15 protein-coding genes are annotated in these 21,284 nt (G+C 56.1%); 6 read left to right on the forward strand and 9 right to left on the reverse strand.

Annotated elements, in window-relative coordinates; translation table 11 throughout:
* The 7 genes from ABLU78_RS21915 to lrp form a co-directional block, all read right to left on the reverse strand.
* Entirely contained in the window at window positions 1–618 is a 618-nt protein-coding gene (locus ABLU78_RS21915) for a DMSO/selenate family reductase complex B subunit (RefSeq protein ID WP_015367482.1), read from the reverse strand.
* 10 nt (window positions 619–628) lie between these two features.
* Window positions 629–3,067 (reverse strand): dimethylsulfoxide reductase subunit A, encoded by a 2,439-nt coding sequence (dmsA, locus tag ABLU78_RS21920; RefSeq protein WP_015367483.1) that lies wholly within the window; start codon window positions 3,065–3,067, stop codon window positions 629–631.
* A gap of 194 nt (window positions 3,068–3,261) precedes the next feature.
* Window positions 3,262–4,554, reverse strand: a complete 1,293-nt coding sequence (gene serS / locus ABLU78_RS21925) for a serine--tRNA ligase (RefSeq protein ID WP_015704878.1) — start codon at window positions 4,552–4,554, stop codon at window positions 3,262–3,264.
* Between the two features lie 92 nt (window positions 4,555–4,646).
* On the reverse strand, window positions 4,647–5,990 hold the full coding sequence (rarA, locus tag ABLU78_RS21930; RefSeq protein ID WP_048228603.1) for a replication-associated recombination protein RarA: 1,344 nt from the start codon (window positions 5,988–5,990) through the stop codon (window positions 4,647–4,649).
* 8 nt (window positions 5,991–5,998) lie between these two features.
* The gene (lolA, locus tag ABLU78_RS21935) at window positions 5,999–6,610 is read right to left on the reverse strand and encodes an outer membrane lipoprotein chaperone LolA (protein ID WP_015367486.1); all 612 of its coding nucleotides are present in this window, start codon (window positions 6,608–6,610) and stop codon (window positions 5,999–6,001) included.
* Window positions 6,611–6,732: 122 nt separating this feature from the next.
* A complete protein-coding gene (gene ftsK, locus ABLU78_RS21940; RefSeq protein ID WP_048228602.1) occupies window positions 6,733–10,800 on the reverse strand; it encodes a DNA translocase FtsK in 4,068 nt (1,355 codons plus the stop codon).
* Between the two features lie 135 nt (window positions 10,801–10,935).
* On the reverse strand, window positions 10,936–11,430 hold the full coding sequence (gene lrp, locus ABLU78_RS21945; protein WP_000228469.1) for a leucine-responsive transcriptional regulator Lrp: 495 nt from the start codon (window positions 11,428–11,430) through the stop codon (window positions 10,936–10,938).
* Window positions 11,431–11,962: 532 nt separating this feature from the next.
* Here lrp and trxB point away from each other — a divergent pair.
* The 5 genes from trxB (at window position 11,963) to infA (ending at window position 17,859) form a co-directional block, all read left to right on the forward strand.
* Entirely contained in the window at window positions 11,963–12,931 is a 969-nt protein-coding gene (trxB, locus tag ABLU78_RS21950) for a thioredoxin-disulfide reductase (RefSeq protein WP_015367489.1), read from the forward strand.
* Between the two features lie 114 nt (window positions 12,932–13,045).
* Window positions 13,046–14,812, forward strand: coding sequence for a cysteine/glutathione ABC transporter permease/ATP-binding protein CydD (gene cydD, locus ABLU78_RS21955; protein WP_046883511.1), 1,767 nt, complete (start codon window positions 13,046–13,048; stop codon window positions 14,810–14,812).
* Window positions 14,813–16,534: a cysteine/glutathione ABC transporter ATP-binding protein/permease CydC gene (gene cydC, locus ABLU78_RS21960; RefSeq protein WP_032707682.1), complete on the forward strand. Its 1,722-nt coding sequence runs from the start codon at window positions 14,813–14,815 to the stop codon at window positions 16,532–16,534.
* A gap of 42 nt (window positions 16,535–16,576) precedes the next feature.
* The gene (gene aat, locus ABLU78_RS21965) at window positions 16,577–17,281 is read left to right on the forward strand and encodes a leucyl/phenylalanyl-tRNA--protein transferase (RefSeq protein WP_015704873.1); all 705 of its coding nucleotides are present in this window, start codon (window positions 16,577–16,579) and stop codon (window positions 17,279–17,281) included.
* Window positions 17,282–17,640: 359 nt separating this feature from the next.
* Window positions 17,641–17,859, forward strand: coding sequence for a translation initiation factor IF-1 (gene infA / locus ABLU78_RS21970; protein ID WP_001040187.1), 219 nt, complete (start codon window positions 17,641–17,643; stop codon window positions 17,857–17,859).
* A gap of 251 nt (window positions 17,860–18,110) precedes the next feature.
* Here infA and clpA read toward each other — a convergent pair whose 3' ends face one another.
* Both clpA and clpS read right to left on the reverse strand, forming a co-directional pair.
* Window positions 18,111–20,390, reverse strand: a complete 2,280-nt coding sequence (gene clpA / locus ABLU78_RS21975) for an ATP-dependent Clp protease ATP-binding subunit ClpA (protein WP_015367493.1) — start codon at window positions 20,388–20,390, stop codon at window positions 18,111–18,113.
* Between the two features lie 30 nt (window positions 20,391–20,420).
* Complete coding sequence (gene clpS / locus ABLU78_RS21980) at window positions 20,421–20,738, reverse strand: ATP-dependent Clp protease adapter ClpS (protein WP_015367494.1); 318 nt, start codon at window positions 20,736–20,738, stop codon at window positions 20,421–20,423.
* Window positions 20,739–21,062: 324 nt separating this feature from the next.
* Between clpS and cspD the strand changes: the two genes are divergently transcribed.
* Window positions 21,063–21,284, forward strand: a complete 222-nt coding sequence (gene cspD, locus ABLU78_RS21985; RefSeq protein ID WP_015367495.1) for a cold shock-like protein CspD — start codon at window positions 21,063–21,065, stop codon at window positions 21,282–21,284.

A 21,284-nucleotide genomic window follows, 5' to 3' on the forward strand; every position in this document is an offset into this window, starting at 1 on the left:
TTAGACCTCCTTCGGATTGGCCAGATAGCCGGTGGTATCGCCGCACGGACGGCTGTTGGCGTTTGGTTTTATCACAATGCTCGGCCTGGTGAAGTGCGCCGACGGCAGCGGCGCCACGGCGGCCAGTTGGCCGTGCTTTTCACGCAGTTCGGCAATCGGCCCGAAGTCCAGCGCCCGCAGCGGGCAGGACTCGACGCAAATCGGTTTCTTGCCTTGTGCCACACGCTCGTGACAGCCGTCGCATTTGGTCATATGCCCTTTAGCGGCGTTGTACTGCGGCGCGCCATACGGGCAGGCCATATGGCAGTAGCGACAGCCAATGCACACCTCTTCATTGACCACCACAAAACCATCTTCGCGCTTGTGCATCGCCCCACTTGGGCAGACCTTGGTGCACGCCGGGTCTTCGCAGTGGTTACAGGCGATGGAAAGGTAGTAGGCAAAAACGTTCTGATTCCAGACGCCGTTGTCCTCCTGCCAGTCGCCGCCGGCATATTCATAGATACGACGGAAGCTGACGTCCGGCGTCAGGTTCTTGTAGTCTTTACAGGCCAGCTCGCAGGTTTTGCAACCGGTGCAACGGGCGGAATCGATAAAAAATCCATACTGAGTTGTCATCGGTTACTCCTTACAGCTTTTCAACCTGGACGAGGTTGGTATGCGATGGGTTGCCTTTCGCCAACGGCGACGGACGTTGGGTGGTCAACACGTTAATGCTGCCGGCCTGATCCACGCGTGAGGCGTCCGGGTTATACCAGGCGCCCTCGCCCAGCGCGACGACGCCCGGCATCATACGTGGCGTCACTTTCGCTTCGATATGGACTTCGCCGCGGTCGTTGAAAATACGAATGCGATCGCCATTGACGATGCCGCGCGTCTTCGCATCGATCGGATTGATCCACATTTCCTGACGGCAGGCTGCCTGCAGGACATCAACGTTGCCATAAGTTGAGTGGACGCGAGACTTGTAGTGGAATCCCGTCAGCTGTAACGGATATTTAGCAGTCAACGGATCATTGTAATTTTCAAACCCAGGAGTGTAGATCGGCAGCGGATCGATGACATCGCCTTCCGGCAGCTCCCAGGTCGCGGCGATTTTAGCGAGCTCCTGGGAATAGATCTCGATTTTGCCCGATGGCGTGGTCAGCGGGTTGGCCTGCGGATCGTCACGGAAGGCTTTATACGCCACATGATGACCTTGCGGGTCACGCTGCTTGAAGATGCCCTGCTGGCGGAAAGTATCGAAATCCGGCAGTTCGGGAATCGCTTTCCGCGACTGCTCATACAAATAGCGCATCCAGCCTTCCTGAGTGCGGCCTTCGGTAAATTTCTCCGCCACCCCCATGCGTTTCGCCAACTCGGTGGTCATCTCATAGATGGTTTTGCATTCGAAACGCGGTTTGATTGCCTGGTCGGCAAAGATCACATAGGACATATTGCCGCAGGAGGCGTCCAGCGCGAAGTCCATCTGCTCAGAGGCGGTACAGTCCGGCAGCAGAATATCGGCGTATTTCGCAGACGACGTCATGTGGCAGTCGATGACCACGATCATTTCGCACTTCTTATCGTCCTGCAGGATTTCGTGGGTGCGGTTGATCTCGGAGTGTTGGTTGATCAGGCAGTTACCCGCGTAGTTCCAGATCATCTTGATCGGCACGTCGAGCTTATCTTTGCCGCGTACGCCATCACGCAGCGCGGTCATTTCCGGACCACGTTCAATCGCGTCGGTCCACATAAACATAGAGATGCTGGTCTCAACCGGGTTTTCCAGCGTCGGCATACGTTCGAACGGCAGGCTATATGAACCTTCACGCGCGCCGCTATTGCCGCCGTTAATCCCTACGTTGCCGGTCAGAATGGCGAGCATGGAGATGGCGCGGGTGGCGATTTCGCCGTTGGCGTGACGCTGAGGTCCCCACCCCTGGCTGATATACGCCGGTTTCGCCGTCGCTATCTCGCGAGCCAGCTTCACAATGCGCTCACGCGGGATCCCGGTAATGGTGGATGCCCACTCCGGCGTTTTAGCGATACCGTCGGAACCCTGGCCAAGGATGTAAGCTTTATAATGTCCATTCGCCGGCGCATCGGCAGGCAGGGTTTTCTCGTCGTAGCCGACGCAGTATTTATCGAGGAAGGGCTGATCGACCAGATTTTCAGTAATCATCACCCAAGCCAGCGCTGAAATGAGCGCCGCGTCGGTTCCCGGTCGAATCGGGATCCATTCGTCTTCACGCCCGGCGCCGGTGTCGGTATAACGCGGATCGATAATGATCATGCGGGCATTGGATTTCTGCCGCGCCTGCTCAAGGTAGTAAGTCACCCCGCCGCCGCTCATGCGCGTTTCGCCAGGGTTATTGCCAAACAGCACCACCAACTGACTGTTTTCGATATCCGACGGGCTATTGCCATCGGCCCAACCGCCATAGGTGTAATTCAAACCAGCCGCAATCTGCGCCGATGAATAGTCGCCATAATGATTGAGATAGCCGCCGCAGCAGTTCATCAGACGAGCAATCAGCGTTTTTCCTGGCGGCCAGGAGCGAGTCAGAGTCCCGCCGAGCGTACCGGTTCCGTAGTTCAGATAGATAGATTCGTTGCCATAATCTTTAATCAGGCGCTGCATATTGCTGGCGATAGTGTCGAACGCCTCTTCCCAGCTAATTTGTTCGAATTTTCCTTCACCGCGTTTGCCGACGCGCTTCATCGGATATTTCAGCCGGTCAGGGTTATAGACCCGACGGCGCATAGAGCGGCCTCGCAGACAGGCGCGAACCTGATGCAGACCGTCGTAGTTATCATCGCCGGTATTATCGGTTTCTACGTACTTAATAGCGCCATCAACCACGTGCATGCGCAGCGGACAGCGGCTGCCGCAGTTTACGGTGCAGGCGCTCCAGACCACTTTCTCACTCACTGGCGCCAGCGTATCAGCGGCGTGCGCAATACGCGTGAAGGGCAAGGTCAATGCGTTGCTGGCCATCGCCAGGCCGCCTATCGCCGTGGTTTTCATTAAACCACGTCGGCTAACTTCGGCAGCCAGTAAAGCATCGGGGGCTTTGATTTTCATAGATACTCGCTTTGGTTGCTCACAATAAGCTGACAATCGTTATATAATTTTATATATATCGGATTTTATTGGCTTTTTATGCTGTATTAATCCAAAGGGAGTATCACCGGATTTACTGAGGGGATTATTGCCCGGTATCAATAAGGATATAAAAAAAGCGCCCGCAGGCGCTTTTAAGGAAAGAGCAGAAAAGATTAACCGATATATTCGAGGCCACGCATATACGGGCGCAGAACTTCCGGGATCTCGATACGGCCATCGGCCTGCTGATAGTTTTCCATCACCGCAACCAGCGTACGGCCAACCGCCAGACCAGAACCATTCAGGGTATGAACGAGACGAGTCTTTTTGTCGGACTTGCTGCGGCAACGCGCCTGCATACGACGTGCCTGGAAATCCCAGACGTTGGAGCAGGAAGAAATTTCGCGATAGGTATCCTGCGCCGGAACCCACACTTCGAGGTCATAGGTTTTACAGGCGCTAAAGCCCATATCGCCGGTGCACAGCGCCACCTTACGGTACGGCAGACCCAGCAGTTGCAGAACCTTCTCAGCGTGGCCGGTCATCTCTTCCAGCGCCGCCATGGAGTCTTCCGGACGTACAATCTGCACCATTTCAACTTTGTCGAACTGGTGCATACGGATCAGACCGCGAGTATCACGACCATAGGAACCCGCTTCAGAACGGAAGCACGGCGTATGGGCGGTCATTTTGATCGGCAGATCGTCTTCGTCGATAATTTCGTCGCGAACCAGGTTGGTCAGCGGCACTTCGGCGGTCGGAATCAACGCGTAGTTGCTGCTATCGGCTTCTTCTTCCAGCGGACGAGTATGGAACAGGTCGCCGGCGAATTTCGGCAACTGGCCAGTACCATACAGCGTGTCCTGGTTCACCAGATAAGGAACATAGTTCTCGCTATAGCCGTGCTGTTCGGTGTGCAGATCCAGCATAAACTGCGCCAGCGCGCGGTGCAGGCGAGCCAGCTGGCCTTTCATCACCACGAAACGGGAACCGGTTAGCTTAACGGCGGCGGCGAAGTCCAGCCCCCCGTGCATTTCACCCAGCGTCACGTGGTCGCGCACTTCGAAATCGAACTGGCGCGGCGTACCCCAGCGGCTGACTTCAACGTTGTCGTTTTCGTCGCGGCCAACCGGCACGTCATCGTGAGGAATGTTCGGGATCGCCAGCGCGATATCGCGAATTTCCGCCAGCAGCGTTTCCAGCTCGGACTTTGCGGCATCCAGCTGTTCGCCAAGCTTGTTCACTTCCAGGCGTAATGGCTCGATATCTTCCCCGCGCGCTTTCGCCTGGCCAATGGATTTCGATCGGGAGTTACGCTCCGCCTGCAGGTTTTCGGTTTGAACCTGCAGAACTTTACGACGCTCTTCAAGAGCGCGCAGTTTATCTACATCCAGCTTAAAGCCCCGGCGTGCCAGTTTTTCTGCGACTGCGTCTGGCTCGGTACGCAGCAGATTGGGATCGAGCATGCTTATCCTGTGCTTATCGAATTTAAATAGGAAAAATGGCCGCAAACTACGGCCACGGAAATATAGGTAATAACCTTACCGCAACGCCACAATTAGCGGTAGCGTTTTATCTGGCTATTTTGATCCAGTTCGGCAAGCCAGGCGAGCTTTTCAGCGATTTTGCCCTCGAGCCCCCTGTTTGTTGGCTGATAATAGCGCGTTTGCGCCATTTCCTGCGGGAAATACTGCTCGCCAGCGGCGTAGGCGTTAGGTTCATCGTGCGCGTAGCGGTACTCCTGACCATAGCCCATTTCTTTCATGAGTTTGGTCGGCGCATTGCGTAAATGTACCGGCACGTCGTAATCAGGGCGATCGCGGGCATCGGCCAGCGCGGCCTTAAAGGCGGTGTAGACCGCGTTGCTCTTCGGCGCACAGGCCAGATAAACAATCGCCTGAGCGATAGCCCGCTCACCTTCCGCCGGCCCAACGCGAGTAAAACAATCCCACGCGGAAATGGCTACCTGCATGGCGCGAGGATCGGCGTTGCCGACATCCTCAGACGCGATAGCCAGACAACGGCGAGCAACATACAACGGATCGCCGCCTGCGGTAATAATCCGTGCGTACCAGTACAGCGCCGCATCCGGCGCGCTACCGCGTACGGACTTATGTAACGCGGATATAAGATCGTAAAAACGGTCGCCTTTATTATCAAAACGCGCGCTACGCTCGCCGGCAATTTCGGTAAGCAGTTCCGCTTTCAGCACTCGCTTGCCTGAATCGTCGTTTTCAGCCATATCGGCCAACATTTCCAGCGTGTTCAACGCCCGGCGCGCATCGCCGTTGACCAGCTCGGCAATCGCTTTGCGGGTTTCATCCGGCAGGATAATATCTTGCCCACCGTAGCCTCGCGCTTTATCGCTCATTGCCTGGTTGAGCACCTGCTCGATATCGTCCGTGGTCAGTGATTTGAGCAAATAGACTCGGGCGCGGGAGAGCAAAGCGGAATTAAGTTCGAATGACGGGTTTTCGGTCGTCGCGCCAATAAAAGTAATAGTGCCGTCTTCGATGTGCGGCAGAAAGGCATCCTGCTGGCTTTTATTGAAACGATGCACTTCATCAACAAACAGGATAGTGCGTCGACCAGCGTTGCGATTTTGCCGCGCACGTTCGATAGCTTCGCGGATCTCTTTGACGCCAGATGTAACAGCCGAGATACGCTCGACATCAGCATTGGCGTAGCGAGCGATCACTTCCGCAAGGGTAGTTTTACCGGTGCCCGGCGGCCCCCACAGGATCATCGAGTGCAGATGCCCTGCCTCAATCGCCCGCGGCAGCGGTTTACCCGGCGCCAGCAGGTGCTGCTGGCCAATGTACTGCGCTAAATTTTCTGGCCGCATACGGGCGGCCAGAGGTTGAAATGCATTATCGGAAAAATCGAGCGAAAAGTTGCTCACATTCGCCTCTACTTACGTTGATCGTCCACCGTCACCCCTTGCGGCGGCGTAAAAGTGAACTTAGATGCGTCGACGGCGCCATTCTGCTGCGACTTCAGCTGGTAGCTGCTGCGCTGGTCGTCTTGCTCGACGGCGCTGAACTGATGGATAGTACCGTCACGGCCCACATTGATTGTGAACTGCTTGAGGTTGCCGTTACCGCTTTTCGGCGTCAGCACAAAATCATCGCCGTTTTGTTTGATGTTGTATTGCTGCCAGTCCGCTGACTGGTTGCGGGCGATCAGCATGAACGGCGTGTTGCTGGTCGCGTTTTTCAGCCAGGTCGCGGTTGCCTGCTCCACAAACGGATTATAGAACCACAGCGTTTTCCCATCCGATACCAGAATACTTTCATCCGGCTGGGTCATATGCCAGTTGAACAGATTCGGGCGTTTCACCCACAAATCGCCCTGCCCGTCCTGCACGGCATTACCGCTTGCGTCGGTCACTTTCTGAGTGAAGCTGGCATGGAAGCTGCTGACTTTATCCAGACGGCTTTTTAAGTCGCCGGCAGCGTCTGCCCAAACCTGGCTTACCACGAAGCCAGACAATAATGCACAGGTGATGGCAAGTTTCTTCATTGTTGATCCTTATTGTGCGTCACTCCCGACGCGGGAGCCTGTTCTGTCCCTACTGTAGAGCCGTTGAGAGCAACGGAATAGCAGAACAGGCTGATTTTGCGCTTATTTACCGAACTTTGCACTTACTCGAAGGGCGGCGGTGCCAGGACTTCACGGTTACCGTTATGGCCTTGCTCGCTGACGATCCCCTGAGCTTCCATCTGCTCAATGATACGCGCCGCGCGGTTATAACCGATACGGAACTGACGCTGCACCCCCGAGATCGAGGCTTTGCGCTTCTCGGTTACGAAGTTGACCGCCTGATCGAACAGCGGATCCAGCTCTTCCCCGCCATCAAAGCCGCCACCACCGCCTTCGCTTTCGCTATCAGAGGTAATACCGTCAACATACTGCGGACGACCGCGCGCTTTCCAGTCCTGCACCACGGCGTGTACTTCCTGGTCACGGACAAATGCGCCATGGACACGAACCGGCATGGTGGAATTCGGCCCGGAATAGAGCATATCCCCCATGCCCAGCAGCGATTCTGCGCCCCCCTGGTCAAGGATGGTACGCGAGTCAATCTTGCTCGATACGGTGAAGGCGATACGCGTCGGAATGTTGGCCTTGATAAGACCGGTAATCACGTCAACCGACGGACGCTGGGTCGCCAGCACCAGGTGAATACCCGCCGCGCGCGCTTTCTGCGCCAGACGCGCAATCAGTTCTTCCACCTTCTTACCGACGGTCATCATCAGATCGGCGAATTCATCCACCAGCACCACGATGTACGGCAGTTTTTCCAGCACCGGATGCACGGCGTCCATACTGTCGCCCGGTTTCCAGTAAGGATCCGGGATCGGGCGTCCCATGCGTGCGGCCTCAGCGATCTTCTCGTTGTAGCCCGCCAAATTACGCACGCCCAGCGCCGACATCAGCTTATAACGGCGCTCCATTTCATTGACGCTCCAGCGCAACGCATTGGCGGCGTCTTTCATGTCGGTGACAACTTCCGTCAGCAGATGCGGGATACCTTCGTACACCGACAGCTCAAGCATTTTCGGGTCGATCATGATGAAACGAACGTCTTCCGGCTGCGCCTTATAGAGCATGCTGAGGATCATGGCGTTCACGCCGACCGATTTACCCGAACCAGTGGTACCGGCAACCAGCAGATGCGGCATTTTCGCCAGATCGGCCACCACCGGATCGCCGGCGATATCTTTGCCCAGCACCACGGTAAGCGGCGATGGGTTCTCGCGGAATTTCGGACAATCGAGCACTTCGCGCAGGTATACGGTCTGGCGTTTTTTGTTCGGTAATTCCAGGCCAACGTAAGGTTTACCCGGAATAACTTCCACCACACGCACCGCCACGGTCGACAGCGAACGCGCAAGGTCGCGCGACAGGTTAGAGATACGCGCGGCCTTCACCCCCGGCGCGAGGTTCAGCTCGAAACGAGTGATCACCGGACCCGGCGAGTAGTTCACCACATCCGCTTTAATGCGGAAATCGGCGAGACGCGCTTCGACCAGACGCGCCATCTGCTCAAGCGCAAAGGTATCAACAGGTTCAACTTCGCTCGGCGGTGGCGTCAAGAGATCCAGCGACGGCAGCGGCGTTGTTGGTCTTTGCAGCGGACGGCTGTCGCCATTACGCATCAGTAGCGGATGAATAAGGCTATCCTGCGGCGACGGCGCGGGCTGCTGAGCAACCGGCTGTTGTTGCTGCATTGGCTGCTGCGCAGGTTGATAAGCCTGCGGTTGCGGCGCTACCGGCTGATGGTGTACGGGCGGCTGCGCAGGTTGATAACCCTGCTGTGGCGCGGCTGCCGGTTGTTGATAATGCTGAGCCGGTTGCTGGGGCTGCACTTCCGGCGTCGGCGTAAACAACGGCTCGCTTGGACCATCATTGACCAGCGTTTTCATCGGCGAGAACTCATAGTCCGCCGGTGAGAAGGGATTGGCTCCCGGCGGCTGCTCGCTGGCATAGCGCTGCTGCTGGGTCGCGGCAAACTGGCGCGCCAGTTCGGCTTCAGCGGCAGCGTCTTCGTCCTGCTCATCGCTTTCGGATTCCCAGGACTCGCCATAGCGCTGTTGCTGGGTAGCGGCAAACTGACGCGCCAGCTCGTCCTGTTCCAACGCATCGGCTTCTTCGTCGCTCAGCGGCTCATTATCGTAATGATGTTCAAGCTCGGCCCGACGCGCGCGCTCTTCAGCAATACGCTGAGACGGCAGCTTAATGCCATAGGAAGCAAGCTCCCGACGCGTCGGCACACGGACGCGATTCGGACGCGGCAATTTCGGACCAATGCCTTCTTTTACCTGTACCCGCGGGCCGCTGGATGCCGGGCTGAAAACTGGCGCTGCGTCAGCGGCGGTTGACGCCACTGAGGCGGCTGCGGCTGCGCTGCCAGAAGTGGTGGCCTGATGAACGCCTGCGGCGACGGCCGTCACGGCGGCGGCATCAACTGACGGTTTGGATGGGGCAGCCGGGGTGGTGATCGGTTTGGTCGCCACCGGGCTCGCCGGTTCAGGGATTGGCTGATACCAGGATTCAAGCAACTCACGCTCGCGCGCGCGCTTCTCTTCGACTTCCTCGAAGTAGTACATCGGCGGGCGTTTAGTTTCTTCCTGAGGAGTCTCAGGCTCAGCGGCTGGCGCCGGTTCCTGATGATAAACAGGTTGTTGAACAGCCGGTTCAGGCTGGTATATCGGCTGCTGCGGGTGCGCGGCTTCCGGCTGGTAAACCGGTGGCTGCTGCGGCGCATACTCAGGCTGATACACAGGCTGCTGTGGATGCGCGGATTCCGGCTGGTAAACCGGCGGCTGCTGCGGCGCATACTGAGGCTGATACGCCGGCTGCTGTGGATGCGCGGCTTCCGGCTGATAAACCGGCGGCTGCTGTGGCGCATACTCAGGCTGATACGCTGGCTGCTGTGGATGCGCGGCTTCCGGCTGGAAAACCGGCTGCTGCTGCGGCGCGTATTCCGGCTGATACGCCGGCTGCTGCGGATGCGCGGCTTCCGGTTGATAAACCGGCGGCTGCTGCGGCGCATACTCAGGCTGATACGCCGGCTGCTGAGGATGCGCGGCTTCCGGTTGATAAACCGGCGGCTGCTGCGGCGCATATTCAGGCTGATACACCGGTGGTTGCAGGTGAGCGGCCTCCGGTTGGTATGCCTGACCTGTCCCCTGCTCCGCCCATGCCTGCGGCGCAACGACAGCGGCGGAGGCGGCGCCGATCGGGTCGGCCACCGTATGGCCGTTCAGTAGCGGATCGTAAGGGTCTAAATCGCCAGGACGCGCGGCGCTGGCGCCTGAGAACAGGACATCATCCGCAGCGACAGGCGCGCCGCTGGCGCTGTATTGTACTGCTTCCGCATCATCCATTCGTTTACCGGAGAACAGCGCGGCATCGGTTTTACGCCCCATCGGGTTGGCGAACTTTTCCGCCAGACGCTTACGACGCGCTAGCGCGCTGCGTAAGATGCGGGCGCGACGCGATTCCCGCGGCTGTGCGGTATCGTCGTCTTCTTCATCTTCATATTCATCATCTTCATATTCCCCTTCATCAACCCAGGTATCGTCCCGACGGGTACGATTACTGGCAAAGGTCAGAATAGAAAGGATTGCGCCGCCGAGTTTCTCGGCAATGCTGACCCATGACCAGCCGGTAAACAGTGTTAAACCCGCGGCCCAGATACAGAGCAAGGCGATAGTGCCGCCGCTGCTGTGCAGCAAGGGTTGTAAGGTGGTGCTAAGCAGGCTGCCAATGACGCCGCCGGAGGCAAAATACCAGATATCGTCGGCGTTAATTGCCGCCAGGCCGCAGGAGGTGAGGATCAGCGCCAGCGCGCCGATCAGGCGCAACGAAACAGCGAAGTAATCGACATACTCGTCATTTTCCTGATGACGCCATGCAAACCAGCAGCCGCCGATGATGATCACGGGGATGGTGTAGGCCATTACGCCAAAGATGAAAAATAACGTGTCCGCCAGCCACGCGCCGGGCATGCCGCCCAGATTATGGATAGGCTCATGCCAGGCGGTCTGTGACCAACTGGGATCGGATGGATTAAAGCTCAGTAATGCCGCCATCAGCCAGATGGCAAAAAGAGAGCAAAGGATGAGTAACGCCTCAAGAACGCGGCGCCCGCTGCTTAGCTTCGTTAGTTTGACTTCTTTGTCTTCGGTGTATTCCTGGCTCAAGAAAGGCTCTCCAGGTATCAGGCAATTTCCTGCCTGCTGCTAAAACGGACAACAGCGCCGGGTCTCCCCGGCACTGTTGCTGTATGGATTAACAGGAGTGTAATCAAACTACGTCGATTTTGCACCTGTTCCGTGTTAGCGCGTCTTGATTACCAGACGATTACTCTGCTTGACTTCTTCCATAACCACGTAGGTACGGGTGTCGTTTACGCCCGGCAGGCGCAGCAGGGTTTCGCCCAGCAATTTACGATACGCTGACATGTCCGGTACGCGGGTTTTCAACAGATAGTCAAAATCACCGGATACCAAGTGACACTCTTGAATTTCTTCAAGTTTTTGTACTGCGGCGTTAAATTGCTCAAACACATCCGGCGCACCACGATTCAGAGTAATCTCAACAAATACCAGAAGTGATGCATCCAGATAATGCGGGTTGAGCAGCGCCGTATAGCCCTGAATAAAACCCTGTCTTTCCAGTCGACGCACGCGCTCAAGGCAAGGCGTCGGAGAAAGTCCCACCCGTTTGGAAAGCTCGACGTTGGAAATACGCCCGTCTTTTTGCAGTTCATTCAGAATGTTACGATCGATGCGGTCGAGATCTTTGCCAGGGCGTTTCTTGCTATCTACCATTATTATTGTCTCTCTGTATTCCTTCCCTACTCCTGTTCTGACTCTGCGCCTTCACTGCCAGAGCCCATCCCGTTATTACCCGTACGACGTTGAGTAACCCAGGGGTACGTGAGAAGCCCGTTGCCTGATGGCAGTCACCGACATCACGCATGGCGTCTGTCCACACCATGCGTAGATTTCGCTGACCCGGATAAAAATGGCATTTGCGTGCATGAACATTCGCCGCACGCGAAACACTGCTTTTCTTCTTCCATGAATGTTTTCGCAAAAGCACAGGGGATTGTCAAAGCAAAACATCGATTTTTAGTACAAGATGCCAGATATTCATCATCAACCCCCTCTGAATCTCATGTTTTCATCTTATAATCAGAGCGCTAACAGTAGAATTAATTATATTTTCCGCTCGTTAAATCGCCAATCCATCGGCGGGTTCTATTGCACATATCGTTAACAAAATCGCTACGCTCTTTTTTTACGCCCGCAAATTCCCTACAATCCAGCCCAATGTATGCCAATAAAATATGGGGATCTCATGGGCACAGCCAAACACAGTAAACTGCTTATTCTAGGTTCTGGACCTGCAGGATATACCGCGGCGGTCTATGCTGCGCGCGCAAACCTGCAGCCGGTGCTGATCACCGGCATGGAAAAAGGCGGTCAGCTGACCACCACCACTGAAGTGGAAAACTGGCCAGGCGACCCAAACGATCTGACCGGTCCGCTGCTCATGGAACGTATGCACGAGCATGCCACCAAGTTCGAAACTGAAATTATTTTCGACCATATCAGCAGCGTCGATCTGCAGAACCGTCCGTTCCGCCTGGTCGGCGACAGCGGCGAGTACACCTGTGACGCGCTGATTATCGCTACCGGCGCTTCCGCCCGTTATCTGGGTCTGCCTTCTGAAGAAGCTTTCAAAGGACGCGGCGTCTCTGCCTGCGCCACCTGCGACGGTTTCTTCTATCGTAACCAGAAAGTCGCGGTCATCGGCGGCGGCAACACGGCGGTTGAAGAAGCGCTGTATCTGTCCAACATCGCTGCTGAAGTGCATCTGATCCACCGTCGCGACACCTTCCGTGCGGAAAAAATCCTGATCAAGCGCCTGATGGATAAAGTGGAAAGCGGCAATATCGTGCTGCACACCGATCGCACCCTGGAAGAAGTCACCGGCGACCAGATGGGCGTCAGCGGACTACGTCTGCGCGATACTAAAAATAGCGATAACGTTGAAACGCTGGACGTCGCCGGTCTGTTTGTCGCCATTGGACACAGCCCGAACACCGCTATCTTTGAAGGTCAGTTAGCGCTGGAAAACGGTTATATCAAAGTACAATCCGGCATCCACGGCAACGCCACGCAAACCAGTATCCCTGGCGTGTTCGCCGCGGGCGACGTGATGGACCATATCTACCGTCAGGCGATTACCTCCGCCGGCACCGGCTGTATGGCGGCGCTGGACGCGGAACGCTATCTGGATGGGTTAGCTGACGCTTGCAAATAATCTTTACAAGTCAGTAACAAAGGTAAAGAAGGCGACGAAAAGTCGCCTTTATTTTTGCCCCGTTGTAACATTGCCGTGCCCAAAAATCTCATAACGACACCTGCTAAGCGCGCAATGAATAAAACCCGTCAACAAGAGTTAACCCGCTGGTTAAAAGAAAAAAGCATTATCTCCCGTCGCTGGTTGATGATTTCTCGCCTGCTGGGCGTCGTGAGCGGTCTATTGATCGTCGCTCAGGCGTGGTTCCTGGCGCGAATACTTCACCGAATGATAATGGAAAATATCCCGGCGACGGCGCTGCTGCTGCCGTTTACCTTGCTGGCGCTGGTGCTGATCCTGCGCGCCTGGGTGGTGTGGCTACGCGAACGCGTCGGCTTCCACGCCGGCCAGCATATCCGTTATGAAATTCGCCGCCAGGTGCTTGACCGTCTTCAGCAGGCGGGCCCGGCCTGGATTCAAGGAAAACCCGCCGGCAGTTGGGCGACGCTCATCCTTGAGCAAATCGACGATATGCATGATTACTACGCGCGCTATCTGCCGCAGATGACGCTGGCCGCCTGCGTGCCGCTGCTGATTGTTATCACTATCTTCCCCAGCAACTGGGCAGCCGCGCTAATTTTACTCGGCACCGCCCCGCTGATCCCGCTCTTTATGGCGCTGGTCGGGATGGGCGCCGCCGATGCTAACCGGCGCAATTTCCTTGCGCTCGGTCGCCTTAGCGGCCACTTCCTCGACCGTCTGCGCGGCATGGAAACGCTACGCCTGTTCAACCGCGGCGAGGCGGAAATTAACAATATCCGCGATGCGTCGCAGGATTTCCGCCAGCGGACGATGGAAGTCCTGCGTCTGGCCTTTCTCTCCTCCGGCGTGCTGGAATTCTTTACCTCGCTCTCTATCGCGCTGGTGGCGGTCTATTTCGGTTTTTCCTACCTCGGCGAGCTCGACTTCGGCCACTACGGCGTCGGCGTCACGCTGATGTCCGGTTTTTTAACCCTGATTCTGGCCCCGGAGTTTTTCCAGCCGCTACGTGATTTAGGCACATTTTACCATGCCAAGGCGCAGGCCATTGGCGCGGCGGATAGCCTGAAGACTTTTATGGAAACGCCGCTGGCGCAGGCTGAACGGGGCGAGAAAACGCTAAGCGATCATGAACTGATTCGCCTCGAAGCCCGCGATCTGATGGTGAAATCGCCGGATGGCAAAACGCTGGCAGGCCCGCTGAGTTTCACCCTGAACGCTGGCGAGCGCGTGGTCCTGGTCGGCCAGAGCGGTTCCGGTAAAAGCTCGCTGCTGAATACGCTGACAGGCTTTCTTCCCTATGAAGGTTCGCTACAGGTTAACGGCGTGGAGCTGCGCGATCTCGATGCTGAACGCTGGCGCCGGCTAATTAGCTGGGTCGGTCAAAACCCGCAACTGCCCGCCGCCACGCTGCGTGAAAACGTGCTGCTAGCGTGGCCAGAAGCCACGGAAGCGCAACTGCAGCTAGCCCTGGATAAGGCCTGGGTCAGCGAATTTATTTCCCAATTGCCACAAGGTATTAATACCCCGTTAGGCGATCAGGCTGGCGGCCTCTCGGTCGGCCAGGCTCAGCGTATTGCCGTTGCGCGCGCGCTGCTGGTGCCGTGCCGCCTGTTGCTGCTTGATGAACCAGCGGCCAGCCTTGACGCTCACAGCGAACAGCGTGTGATGCAGGCGCTATCTAACGCTTCTACCCAGCAGACCACGCTGATGGTTACTCACCAACTGGCAGGACTGGCCGAGTGGGATGCTATCTGGGTAATGCAGGATGGTCAGATTGTCGAGCAAGGCGGCTATGCGCAGCTTTCTGCCGCTGGAGGCGCGTTTGCCTCACTGTTAGCCCATCGCCAGGAGGAAATTTAAATGCGCGCACTGTTACCCTATCTGGCGCTATACAAACGCCACAAATGGCTGCTGACCCTCGGCGTGGTGCTGGCTATCGTCACTCTGCTGGCAAGTATCGGGCTATTAACGCTTTCCGGCTGGTTCCTGTCGGCCTCTGCGGTGGTCGGGGTCGCCGGGATTTACAGTTTTAACTACATGCTGCCTGCCGCAGGCGTTCGCGGCGCGGCAATTATTCGTACCGCCGGCCGCTACTTTGAGCGTCTGGTGAGCCACGATGCCACTTTCCGGGTATTGCAGCACCTGCGCGTCGCCACGTTTAGCAAACTACTGCCGCTCTCCCCTGCCGGGCTGGCGCGTTTTCGTCAGGGTGAGCTGCTCAACCGCATCGTGGCAGATGTCGATACGCTGGATCACCTCTATTTGCGCGTGATCTCGCCGCTGGTTGGTGCACTGGTGGTCATCCTGGTGGTGACCATCGGCTTAAGCGTACTCGATGTCACCCTGGCGCTAACGCTTGGCGGAATTATGCTGGCGACGCTACTCCTGCTGCCGCCGCTGTTTTACCGTGCTGGTAAGCCGACCGGGGAGCAGATCACCCAGCTCCGCGGGCAGTATCGCCAGCAACTCACCTCCTGGCTACAGGGGCAAGCCGAGTTAATGCTGTTTAATGCCAGCGATCGCTACCGTAAACAGATGGAAAAAACGGAACAGCGCTGGCAGGAGGCGCAGCGCCGCCAGGCTGAGCTCACCGCCCTGTCGCAGGCGCTGATGCTGCTGATTGGCGGCATCGCAGTGATCGCCATGCTGTGGATGGCCTCCGAAGGCGTTGGCGGTAATAGCCAGCCGGGGGCGCTGATCGCCCTCTTCGTGTTCTGCGCCTTAGCGGCATTTGAAGCGCTGGCGCCGGTCACCGGCGCCTTCCAACATCTCGGCCAGGTCATCGCGTCCGCTCGCCGCATTACACAGATTACCGAGCAGCAGCCCGAGGTGACGTTCAGCCAGCAGGCGCCGCAAAGCTTCTCCCAGGTAGCGCTTACCCTGAATGAGGTAACCTTCAGCTACCCGCAGCAGTCGGCCCCGGCGCTAAAAGATATTTCTCTGCAGGTCGCGGCAGGCGAGCATATCGCCATTCTTGGCCGTACCGGCTGCGGTAAATCGACTCTGCTGCAGCTATTGACCCGCGCCTGGGATCCGGCCAACGGTCAGATTCAGCTAAATGGCCAGCCACTTAGCGAGCTGTCTGAAACGACACTGCGCCAGGCGATGAGCGTCGTGCCGCAGCGGGTGCATCTCTTCAGCGCGACGCTGCGCGATAATCTGCTGCTCGCCGCGCCGCAGGTCAGCGACGCCAGGCTTGCCGATATCCTGGCGCGAGTCGGCCTGGAGAAATTGCTTGAAGATAGCGGCCTGAATAGCTGGCTTGGCGAAGGCGGACGTCAGCTTTCCGGCGGCGAATTACGTCGACTGGCTATCGCCCGCGCGCTATTGCACGATGCGCCGCTGATGCTGCTTGATGAACCCACCGAAGGCCTGGATGCAACAACGGAAAGCCAGATCCTTGATTTACTTAGTGAAGTGATGCGCGATAAAACCGTGTTGATGGTCACTCACCGTCTGCGCGGGCTGGCGCGTTTTAATCAGATAATAGTCATGGACAACGGCCAAATTATTGAGCAAGGTAGTCACGCAGAGCTGCTGGCGAAACAGGGCCGTTATTACCAGTTTAAGCAACGTCTGTAAGCTATTATTGTCAACAATTGCTGGTGCGTATTGAGGTCAAAAATGCGTCTGGTTCAGCTCTCTCGTGACTCTATCGCCTTCCCTTCCCCGGAAGGCGCTCTGCGTGAACCAAATGGCCTGCTGGCGCTGGGTGGCGATCTCAGCCCAGCCCGTTTGTTGATGGCCTATCAGCGCGGTATTTTTCCATGGTTTTCTCCCGGCGACCCTATTTTATGGTGGTCGCCCGATCCACGCGCCGTACTGTGGCCGGAGCAATTCCACTATAGCCGGAGCATGAAACGTTTCCATCAACGTTCGCCCTATCGGGTGACGCTCAATCACGCCTTCGGCCAGGTTATCGAGGGCTGCGCCAGCCATCGCGATGAAGGCACCTGGATCACCCATGGTATCGTTCAGGCCTATCACCAGTTACATGAACTCGGTCATGCTCACTCCATCGAAGTATGGGATGAGGATAGGCTGGTCGGCGGCATGTATGGCGTGGCGCAGGGAGCGCTGTTTTGCGGCGAGTCGATGTTCAGCCGGGCGGAAAATGCCTCCAAAACCGCGCTAATGATCTTCTGTCAGGCTTTTGCCCAGGACGGTGGCAGATTAATTGACTGTCAGGTTCTTAACGCGCATACCGCCTCTTTAGGAGCGATTGAAATCCCGCGCCGCGATTATCTCGATTACCTTTCCGTATTACGCACCTATCGATTACCGGAGCGATTTTGGGTACCAAGGGTGCTATTTACCGGTAATGGATAAATGTTTTCAGCACATTTCTTAGCGCGGTGGTATAATTGCGCGGTAGAGTAGCTTCTGCCTGTTGCCCCGCCGCCGTTTGGGAATATTAAGAGTCAGATAACGCCCATCGTTCTGTCACTGCCCTTTACGTTTGCGCCTGTCATGTGGTTTTACCGCGTGTATTCCGGGCAATGCGCCAAAACTACTTCGGCGATTTATACCCGTCATGTTTTAAGCTGCAGGCGCTGGCTGCGCGCAATTATTTACCGCCAGCCTGCGACGCGAACTGTTTTGGGTATACGTAAAACTTTACATACTTGCTGAACTTCGGCATTATCTTGCCGGTTCAAAACTACGGTAGTGATACCCCAGAGGACTAGATGGCCAAAGAAGACAATATTGAAATGCAGGGCACCGTACTTGAAACGTTGCCTAACACTATGTTCCGCGTAGAACTGGAAAACGGTCACGTGGTAACTGCGCATATTTCCGGTAAAATGCGTAAAAACTACATCCGCATTCTGACGGGCGACAAAGTGACTGTTGAGCTGACCCCGTACGACCTGAGCAAAGGCCGCATTGTCTTCCGTAGTCGCTAATTGTTTCCGCCGCTAAGGCGTCAGATGCTGAAGGCCGGGCTCCTGCCCGGTCTTTTCATTTCCGCTTCCCGCACGCAGGCTGAGTTTTCCGGCGCTTTTACCAACGCCAGGGTGTCGTTTTGCCCTTTTTCGCGATCTACGCGCCGAGTTTAACGATAAACTCCCGTCATATCCGGACATTTGACCTGAGCGATAAAAAAAGACCGGGCTGTCACCAACCCGGTCTTTATCACTGAACTATTCAGAATTTATTAATGCGCCGCTTCCGGTTTGTGCTTCTGCGCGCTGTGGAAGCCGTAGGTCAGCACATTGTTGGCTTTATCCAACTCAACGGTGACCTGGCCGCCATCCACCAGCGAACCAAACAGCAGCTCGTTTGCCAGCGGTTTCTTCAGGTTGTCCTGAATCACCCGCGCCATTGGACGCGCGCCCATTGCCCGGTCATAGCCCTTCTCAGCCAGCCAGTCACGCGCTTCCTGACTCACTTCAAGCGATACGCCTTTCTGATCCAACTGTACCTGCAGTTCGACGATAAACTTATCGACTACCTGATGGATCACGGTGGTAGAGAGGTGATCGAACCAGATGATGTTGTCGAGACGGTTACGGAACTCCGGCGTAAAGATCTTTTTGATCTCTTCCATCGCATCGGTGCTGTTATCCTGCTGAATAAGACCAATCGATTTACGCTCGGTTTCACGCACCCCGGCGTTGGTGGTCATCACCAGCACCACGTTGCGGAAGTCCGCTTTACGGCCGTTGTTATCTGTCAGCGTACCGTTATCCATCACCTGCAGCAGGATATTGAAGACATCCGGATGCGCTTTTTCGATCTCATCAAGCAGCAGTACCGCGTGCGGATGTTTGATAACCGCATCGGTCAACAGCCCGCCCTGATCGAAACCGACGTATCCCGGAGGGGCGCCAATCAAACGGCTGACGGTATGACGTTCCATATACTCGGACATATCAAACCGCAGCAGTTCAATACCCAGCGCTTTCGCCAGCTGCACGGTGACTTCAGTTTTCCCAACCCCGGTCGGCCCGGCGAACAGGAAGGACCCAACCGGTTTATGCTCATGTCCAAGCCCGGCACGCGCCATTTTGATGGCTTCGGTAAGCGCTTCAATCGCTTTATCCTGACCAAAGACCAGCATTTTCAGGCGGTCGCCAAGGTTTTTCAGCGTATCGCGATCGCTGCGGGAGACGCTCTTCTCCGGAATACGCGCGATGCGCGCAACCACGGATTCGATATCCGCCACATTGACCGTTTTCTTACGCTTGCTGACCGGCATCAGCCGCGCCCGCGCGCCCGCTTCGTCGATCACGTCAATCGCCTTATCCGGCAGATGGCGATCGTTGATGTATTTCACCGCCAGCTCGACCGCCGCACGCACCGCTTTGGCGGTATAACGCACATCGTGGTGCGCTTCATACTTCGGTTTCAGGCCGTTGATGATCTGCACCGTCTCTTCGACAGAAGGCTCGGTCACGTCGATTTTCTGGAAACGACGCGCTAAGGCACGATCTTTTTCGAAGATGTTGCTGAACTCCTGGTAGGTCGTGGAGCCAATCACCCTGATCTTGCCGCCGGACAGCAGCGGTTTAATCAGGTTAGCCGCATCAACCTGGCCGCCGGAGGCCGCCCCTGCGCCGATGATGGTATGGATCTCATCGATAAACAGGATGCTATTGGTATCCTGCTCAAGCTGTTTCAGCAACGCTTTAAAGCGTTTTTCAAAATCGCCGCGATATTTGGTTCCTGCCAGCAGCGAACCGATATCCAGCGAGTAAATAGTGCAATCCGCCATCACTTCCGGCACGTCGCCCTGGACGATACGCCAGGCGAGCCCTTCCGCAATCGCGGTCTTGCCGACGCCGGATTCTCCCACCAGCAGCGGGTTGTTCTTACGGCGGCGGCACAATACCTGAATAGCACGCTCCAGCTCTTTATCACGGCCGATCAGCGGATCGATACCGCCTACGCGCGCAAGCTGGTTGAGATTGGTGGTGAAGTTTTCCATACGATCCTCCCCGCCTGCTTGCTCTTCGTTACCCGGCTGGCTCGCATTGTTTTCCGAAGGCTGGCTGGGCTCGTCTTTGCGCGTGCCGTGAGAGATGAAATTCACCACATCAAGGCGGCTGACTTCATGTTTACGCAGCAGATAGGCGGCCTGCGACTCCTGCTCGCTGAAAATCGCGACCAGTACGTTAGCGCCGGTCACTTCGCTGCGACCGGAGGATTGGACGTGGAAAACCGCACGCTGCAGCACGCGCTGGAAGCTTAGCGTCGGCTGGGTGTCTCGCTCTTCTTCCGTAGCCGGAAGGACGGGAGTGGTCTGTTCGATGAAGGCTTCAAGTTCCTGACGCAAAGCGACCAGGTCCACGGAACAGGCTTCCAGCGCTTCGCGTGCCGAGGGGTTGCTGAGCAAAGCCAGCAACAAGTGCTCGACGGTCATAAATTCATGACGGTGCTCGCGCGCTCTGGCGAAAGCCATGTTTAAACTGAGTTCCAGTTCTTGATTGAGCATAGGCACCTCCCCCAATTTTCATGCCTGTAATCAGGCTTTCTCTAGCGTACACAGCAATGGATGCTCGTTCTCCTTGGCGTACTGGTTCACCATAGCGACTTTGGTTTCCGCGACTTCGGCGGTAAAAACGCCGCAAATCGCCTTACCTTCATAGTGAACCGTGAGCATCAGTTGCGTTGCACGTTCTACATCATAAGAAAAGAATTTTTGTAACACGTCAATAACAAACTCCATTGGAGTGTAGTCATCATTGACTAATATCACTTTATACATAGATGGTGGTTTAAGCGCATCACGAACTTCATCTTCTACCAGTTGATCGAAGTCCAGCCAATCTCTCTTACTCATCGTCAATGTTCGTCATCGGTTGCTGTTGCCAACAGGCCGCGGCCTGTCGATGATCTGAGGTTATGCACATTACAAATCTACAATAGATCATAGATAACTATCATCTATGGCTTCCATCCGCGACGCCTGTCACATTCCCCAGCAATAGCGTTAACTGCTTCAAATTTTGACGCATTTTTCACCGTCCACCCTCGTCAATTGCTTGACGCAGTTCCGTATTTCTCTAAATTGTACTGGCGAGAGTTGGCGAGCAATTGTACAACTCGTGACTCCCTACCGGTTCATTCCATCTTACTTATAAAGATTTACGAAGGATGTCGAAGTATGGAAATGGGTACTGTTAAGTGGTTCAACAATGCCAAAGGGTTCGGTTTCATTTGCCCTGAGGGCGGCGGCGAAGACATTTTCGCCCATTACTCCACCATCCAGATGGATGGTTACAGAACGCTAAAAGCCGGGCAATCCGTTCGGTTTGATGTTCACCAGGGGCCGAAAGGCAATCACGCCAGCGTGATTGTTCCTGTGGAAGCAGAAACGGCTGCATAA

This window comes from Klebsiella sp. JN_Kp122 (genome assembly GCF_040062085.1).
Classification (GTDB): Bacteria; Pseudomonadota; Gammaproteobacteria; order Enterobacterales; family Enterobacteriaceae; genus Klebsiella; species Klebsiella aerogenes.